Below are 6,696 nucleotides of genomic sequence, written 5' to 3'. Positions count from 1 at the left end.
TGCTTCCTGCTTCCGACTATACCCGCAACAAAACGGTGAGACGTTTTTCACAGAAAAAAACAAGCCTTTGCTGCAATCAACAGCAACGGCTTGTCTTTTTACTAGGAAGTATAGGTCAAGAAGTGGAATCCACCCTTGCTTTGCACTTTCAGGGCAGGGTGCTTTTTCAAATAAGGAGCAAGCTCCACGTATTCATTCTCGCCGATGGCCGGATCTTTCAATAAGTGCGACAAAATAGCTGCCCGGACTTGCAGCCCTCCTGTTCCTTGTTTGAAAAGCGGTTCGACTGTCGGGAACGGGATGCCGTTGATTACAGTATCCCCATCCTCATCGCTCAGTTCCCAAGCGCGCACATTCAAGGATTGCAGAGCTTCGACCACTTGTGCGCCGTAATCTTCCACGACCAAGTCTGGCGTAAGACCGATATGGTTGACGACCGTATGCTTGGGGGTGAAATATTCGTTCAGTGTCAGCTTGAGCGCATCCCCTTCTGACAAAGGGATCACTTGCTGTGCGCTGCCTTTGCCATACGTCTTCGTTCCGACCAGCTTGGCAATGCCGTGATCGCGCAAAGCGCCGGACAGAAGCTCGGAAGCAGAAGCGGTTCCGCCATTCACCAAAATGCGTACAGGAATGCCGATGTCCCGGCCGTTGCGTACCCATGTCTCCACTTCCACACCGTTGCGGTTTGTCGTATACATGAGCAGTCCGTCTTCCATGAACAGGCTTGCGATGTCTCGCGCCGTACTCAAATAGCCGCCGCCATTGTCACGCAAGTCCAGGACAAGCCCGGTCAGCTGCTTTTGGGAGCGTGCAAATTCAAGCAGTTTGTCGCGCATTTGCACAGCGCCATCAGACCCGAACGTTTCCAGACTGATGTAGCCGACCGACCCTTTGTCAAACAACTGACCTTCCGCTTCCGGAAGTGTCATCAGCGCTCTTTTCAGCTTGACCTGAAGCTCACGCTTTTCGGAAGGGCGATATACGACCAATACGGCTTCGGTTCCTTCTGCACCTTTCAAGTAAGCATACGATTCCTCAAAGCTTTTCCCCACCAGGGAGACATCTCCCACCTTCAGCAACTGGTCGCCACGCTTGAGGACAGATGCTGCGGCCGGAGAACCGGAGACGATTTCGCGAATGATGATGTGGTCGTTTTGCATCCGCAGACGGAAGCCGAATCCGACAAACTGATTTTCCACATCAGACTGGAACAGCCGCAGTTCATCTGCTGTAAAAAAGACGGTGTGCGGATCGTCGAGCGTGGAGAGCATCCCGTCGATTGCCCATGTGTTCATCGAAGCGGCATCAAATCCACCTTTTTTCTGCCACTCAGCCAACCGTTGGACGAGTTCTCCAAATGTATCATCCTCGGCGGATACGACAAGCGGCAAATCCTTGCGCTCCTTCGCCTGTTCACTGACGGATTCGAGCGCACCTTTGACCAGCTTTGCCGCTTGCGGCTTGCTTAAATGGCTCTCCATGACGTATCGGAATACTTCTTCTGTTTCCACATAAGGATTTTCTGCTGCCTGGGCTGGCACCTGTTGCCATACCGATACAGCAAGCAGGGCAGTCAGTATCCATCGACTAAACCGCTTCATGGAGTCACCCCTTTTCGTACTTCCTCTGGAATCGACAGCTTGATGCTTTTTGCGTAATCGTATTGATCTGTGCCCGAATAGGCCACGTACTCATCGCTCGAATAAATCTCCTCGTATCGCCACGTATGCTTGACAACGCGATCAGTAGATTTGTCGATGTAGTATTTGTTCATGAACAGTGGCACATCTTTGACTTTGCCACGCTCCAGCAGCAAAGAGGCCGATTGTTCTGCAAGCACACTTCCCGGAATCCATTCCGTAATCACTTCCATCTCGCCGAAAGTCTGCTTGAAGTAGCGCGCGTGCAGCTTGTTCGCCCGCTCTGCAACCGGCAAGGCACCGACCCACTCATGCAAAAAGTCGAGATTGTTCGTGCTATGCCGATCCCATCTCTGCTTTTCGGAGTCGTACGAGTATTGGATATGTTTGCTGCCGTCTGTATAGGTAGCAAGCTTGTCCGATACCAACTTTTGCGGCGATTGATAAAATCCGTTGAGCCTGCTGCAAAGAAGTCAATTCCTGGCGCAACAGCTTGCCCAACTGAACCATTCGACTGTCGGAAGCATTCGGCTTTACGGTCGCAAGCAGGGCACTCGCCTCTTCCAACCTGCCTTCCTGGTACAAGTAATAGCAAGCGTTGAGCAGCGCTTCCGGATTGTTGGCGGAAAATTGCTTGTAGCGCTCCAACGCTTTTTCCGTTTGCCCGCTCTTGATCTCCAATGCACCGAGATAGATGGCCAACGCTTCCCACTCTTTTGAATTTGGCTTCACTTTTTGTTCATAGGTGCTTAACCGCTCCAGCACCTTCGCGAATTGCTTCTGGTCTTTCCCGGCTTGCTGCAAAGCCAAATCATACACATTGGCACTCAACAGTCTGAGCGTGTCCGGCAAAATGATTTTGTTGGCGAAATACGCGTCAATGGCACTCATCGCTTCATCCAGATTGGTGGAAATCTCTGTGCCCGGGTCCCAGCTCAAATAAAAATGAAGCCCGATCCGATTCGCAAATGTCGTGTCCGCAAGCGCTCGCAGCAATTCAAAAGTCGCTTCGGAGTCTTCATGGTTGCGAATCGCGTCAACAGCGCTGACATATGCTGCTTCCTGCTTTGACTTTGGAGCGGTGTACGTTTCGAAATAAGGGAAAAGTTCCTCAATCTCCGGAACCATCGGAAACTTCGTACCATCATAATCCAACAGCGGCAAAATCGTATCCTGCACCAAGTAAGTAATCATGCGGTCGGCAGCCGCTGCTGCCTCTCCCCGCTTCAATTTGTCCGTTCTGTCTCCTTCAAGCCACTTCCAAGCCTTGACTTCTTCCCACGCTTTGCTGCTGTCGGGCGACATCGTGAACATTTGCATGAGCTTTGCCGCTTCTTCTTGCGTAATCGGCTGGTCCGGCTTCATTTCTTCCCCCGGAAAAACTTGCTGGATCGCATTCGGGCCATACAGCCTGTCCAGTACAATCGCTACACGCAAAGTCGGATTGTACACCCACGTCAGACGATCGACGTCTTTATAAGGAAGATACGGTTGGTCAAAGCCTTCCCCTTTTGACCATTCCGCATGTTCAGACAAAAACGTCAACGGGTAGAGCTGATACTGTCCCCCGTTGTACAACCGATCCATCAACGCCAAAAATTCAGCGCGCGACATATCGCGATTCGGGTAAAAGTGCGGAGCGTCAGTACCAGCTGCAAAAAGTCCAGCCTGTACACCTCGAATAATAGACGCTTTGGCCCAATGGTTGCTAATGTCCGAATAGGGCAGAAAGCCCCCAGCCGCAGAAGCGACGCCGGGGGTGAGCAAGGCAGCGACAAGCAACCCGCTTGAGAGCGTTCGAATTAGTTTTTGCACACGAAATCCTCCTACACTTCAGCTAGACGGCAACAAAACGTTTGTGCCGACGTTTGCACTATACAAATTGAAACGGGTCCGTGTGCACAGAGGAAGCAACCACTTTTGTTTCGTAGCCATTTGCTTTCAACTGTTCCAGCAAGTAATCCGCCAGTTTTTGCTTCATGATTTTCTCGATATTGTGGCCGGCATCAATGATGGAAAGCCCGTCCGCCTGCGCATCGTGGGCGATATGGTAGCCGATATCTCCCGTCAGGAGCACATCTGCGCCTTTGAAAATCGCCTTGGAAGCAAAAGAACTGCCATCCCCGCCTACAACAGCCACCTTTTTGACCGTTTCATCGAGATTTCCAACGACGCGAAGCCCTTGCAGCGAAAAGCGTTCTTTCACCAGTTGGGCCAAATCACGCAAGGTCAGCGGAGTCGGCAAATAGCCGATTCGACCAATGCCGTACGCCTGGCCGGATTGGTCCAGCGGAATCACATCATAAGCCACTTCCTCGTAAGGATGAGCGGCTTGCATCGCTTTGATGACAGCCGCTTGTCGGGAAGCAGGCACTACCATCTCGATCCGCACTTCCTCGACATGCTCCAGCTTGCCTTGCGAGCCGATATGCGGATTGGTTTCGTCTCCTGGCAAAAAGGTTCCTGTCCCTTCCACCTGGAAGGAGCAATGGCTGTAGTTGCCGACGTGTCCTGCACCCGCCTCGGACATAGCGGTAAACACAGCCTCTTTGTGTGTCGCCGGAACGAAGACGACGAGCTTTTTCCACGCTTCTTTTTGCAGCACATCCAAAACGTCCAGGTCGACCAGTCCGATGGCTTCAGCCAGCCAATCGTTCATGCCTCCTACTGCCACATCCAGATTCGTATGAGCGGTATAGACGGCGATGTCATGTTTGATCAACTTTTCAAAAACGCGCCCTGCCGCCAGGTCTGTCCGCAAATGCTTGAGCGGGCGATAAATGACGGCGTGGTGAGCGACGATCAAGTCTACCCCTTCGGCAATAGCTTCATCCACTACGGATTCGAGCACGTCAAGCGCGACCATGACTTTTTGCACTTTCTTTTGCAGCGTGCCTACGTGGAGACCGATTTTATCCCCTTCCATCGCCAACGATTTTGGCGCCAAACGCTCTACGTACTGAATTACGGTTTGTCCGTGTGCAAGCATGCGATCACCTCATCTATCCATTTGACTTCTTGTTCGATTTCCGCAATTCTCTGGGCGGCTTCCGGCTTGTCCGACCGCTTCAGCTGGCCCAGGACCTTTTGCCACTTTTCTCTTTCATGCTGCCATTTTTCCGCGAGAATGGGCGACTTTTCTTCCCAGAGGAACGGACCGATGCGGATGAGGTCTTCTTGCGGACGATCTTTGTTTTCGTAAGGAAAAAGGGGCGCTCCCCGTTCTGCCACCAATATCTCGTAAATGATGCCGTCTTCTTGCAAAATCGTCTCGGCAACCAATTGCCAGCCTTGTTTCAGCATCCAGCGACGCACGATCTCTTCCCCTACATTCGGTTGCAGAATCAGGCGCTGGACCCCTTCCAGCTTAAGAAGTCCTTCCTCCAAAATGGAAACGATCAGTTGTCCGCCCATTCCGGCAATGCAGACGACGTCAACTTCGCCCGGTTCGAGCACGGCAAGGCCGTTTCCTTTTCTGACTGCGGCACGATCTTTGAGTTGCAGCGTATGTATTTGCTTTTTGGCTGCCTGAAAAGGACCTTCGTTCAACTCTCCGGCAATTACGAACGAGGCAATTCCTTTTACAAGCAAATAAGAAGCCAACAACGCATGATCCGACCCGATGTCGGCGACGCGGGCTCCTTCTGGACAGTAGCGGGCAATCGTTTGCAGCCGCTTGGAAATTGTTAATGATGTCATTTATGTCTTCACCTTCCGTTGCCTCTATTCTACCCTATTTGGCAGCAATTGCGAAATGCAAAATCGCTGACAGCCGTCGCGCAAAGAACGACAAAATCCTCGCCGGACGAGCAGCGAGGATTCCAGATTGTCCAAATAATGTTAGCAGCCGATTTCTCTGGCGATGACGTTGCGCAAAATTTCTGACGTACCTTCTCCGATTTCCAGCAAGCGGGCATCGCGGAAGAAACGCTCCACCTGATACTCGCGCATATAACCGTAGCCGCCGTGAATCTGAATCGCCTGATGGGTAGCGGACATCGCTACTTCCGACGCGTAAAGCTTCGCCATAGCCGCTTCTTTTGTAAACTTGCGCCCGTGGTCCTTGAGCCACGCTGCTTTGTAGACCATCGTTCTCGCCAGGTCGATTTGCATGGCCATATCAGCCAGCTTGTGCTGAATTGCCTGAAACTGGCTCAACGAATTGCCAAAAGCGGTGCGCTGCCTCGCGTATTGCAGGGCTTTGTCGTAGGCTGCCTGCGCGATTCCTACCGCCATCGCACCGATCCCGATGCGTCCGCCATCGAGCGTAATCAAAAATTGCTTGAAGCCCTCTCCGCGTTTGCCGAGTATGTTTTCTTCGGGCACACGGACATTTTCCAGCACCAGCTCTGTCGTATTGGAGCTGTGCAAGCCAAGCTTCTCGTAGTTCGCCAAAACGCTGAAGCCAGGAGCGTCTGTCGGGACGATAAAGGCAGAAATGCCCCGTGAGCCTTTATCCTTGTCCGTCACGGCTGTCAACGCCAGAAACGATGCGTAGGAAGCGTTCGTAATAAAACATTTGGAACCGTTGATCACCCATTCCCGGTCAGACAAAACGGCCGTCGTCTTCGTGCCGCCTGCATCCGAGCCTGCGTTTGGTTCTGTGAGGCCAAATGCCCCGAAGCTCTCACCGGAACAGACTTTGCTCAAATACTTCTGCTTCTGCTCCTCAGTTCCAAACAGATATAACGGAGCGCCGCCAAGCGAGATGTGCGCCGAATACGTAATCCCTGTGGAGCCGCAAGCCCGACTCAACTCTTCGACCACAATCGCAAAGCTTGTGGAGTCGCCCCCTCCTCCGCCGTACTCTTCCGGAAACGGCAGGCCCATCAAGTTCAACTCGCTCATCTGCTTGAATATTTCGACAGGAAATTGCTTGGTGCGGTCCCGCTCATCTGCGCCAGGCGCTACGACTTCATCGGCAAACTCCCGCATCATTTTTTTGAGCATTTGCTGCTCGACAGTCAAATCGAAATTCATGTTTCGCTGCCCCCTTGAAAACGCTTTAGTTAAGAAATACCAAGACAAGCACTATTATGACTGAGCGTTTGTT

The 6,696-nt window shown here is 52.1% G+C and carries 6 protein-coding genes; all 6 read right to left on the bottom strand.

Annotated features, from left to right (window positions below; genetic code table 11):
- Positions 1–101 precede the first annotated feature (101 nt).
- Positions 102–1,604 (bottom strand): S41 family peptidase, encoded by a 1,503-nt coding sequence (locus HP435_RS10715; RefSeq protein WP_173598579.1) that lies wholly within the window; start codon positions 1,602–1,604, stop codon positions 102–104.
- Positions 1,601–1,939, bottom strand: a complete 339-nt coding sequence (locus HP435_RS10710; RefSeq protein ID WP_229049896.1) for a hypothetical protein — start codon at positions 1,937–1,939, stop codon at positions 1,601–1,603. The genes HP435_RS10715 and HP435_RS10710 overlap by 4 nt, the downstream gene beginning before the upstream one ends.
- A 40-nt stretch (positions 1,940–1,979) precedes the next feature.
- Entirely contained in the window at positions 1,980–3,458 is a 1,479-nt protein-coding gene (locus HP435_RS10705; protein ID WP_229049895.1) for an S-layer homology domain-containing protein, read from the bottom strand.
- Positions 3,459–3,516: 58 nt separating this feature from the next.
- The gene (locus HP435_RS10700) at positions 3,517–4,632 is read right to left on the bottom strand and encodes a Nif3-like dinuclear metal center hexameric protein (protein ID WP_173598580.1); all 1,116 of its coding nucleotides are present in this window, start codon (positions 4,630–4,632) and stop codon (positions 3,517–3,519) included.
- Positions 4,608–5,342, bottom strand: a complete 735-nt coding sequence (locus HP435_RS10695; RefSeq protein WP_122964080.1) for a tRNA (adenine(22)-N(1))-methyltransferase — start codon at positions 5,340–5,342, stop codon at positions 4,608–4,610. The genes HP435_RS10700 and HP435_RS10695 overlap by 25 nt, the downstream gene beginning before the upstream one ends.
- Before the next feature lie 141 nt (positions 5,343–5,483).
- Positions 5,484–6,623: an acyl-CoA dehydrogenase gene (locus tag HP435_RS10690; RefSeq protein ID WP_173598581.1), complete on the bottom strand. Its 1,140-nt coding sequence runs from the start codon at positions 6,621–6,623 to the stop codon at positions 5,484–5,486.
- Between the last annotated feature and the right edge of the window lie 73 nt (positions 6,624–6,696).

Source organism: Brevibacillus sp. HD3.3A (genome assembly GCF_013284375.2).
Lineage (GTDB): Bacteria > Bacillota > Bacilli > Brevibacillales > Brevibacillaceae > Brevibacillus > Brevibacillus parabrevis.
This window is presented reverse-complemented; position numbering and strand designations above follow the sequence as displayed.

Bases quoted from the DNA above. Each gene is read 5' to 3' on its own strand.
- HP435_RS10700 (WP_173598580.1), bottom strand. From the start codon at position 4,632: ATGCTTGCACACGGACAAACCGTAATTCAGTACGTAGAGCGTTTGGCG.
- HP435_RS10690 (WP_173598581.1), bottom strand. From the start codon at position 6,623: ATGAATTTCGATTTGACTGTCGAGCAGCAAATGCTCAAAAAAATGATG.
- HP435_RS10695 (WP_122964080.1), bottom strand. From the start codon at position 5,342: ATGACATCATTAACAATTTCCAAGCGGCTGCAAACGATTGCCCGCTAC.
- HP435_RS10715 (WP_173598579.1), bottom strand. From the start codon at position 1,604: ATGAAGCGGTTTAGTCGATGGATACTGACTGCCCTGCTTGCTGTATCG.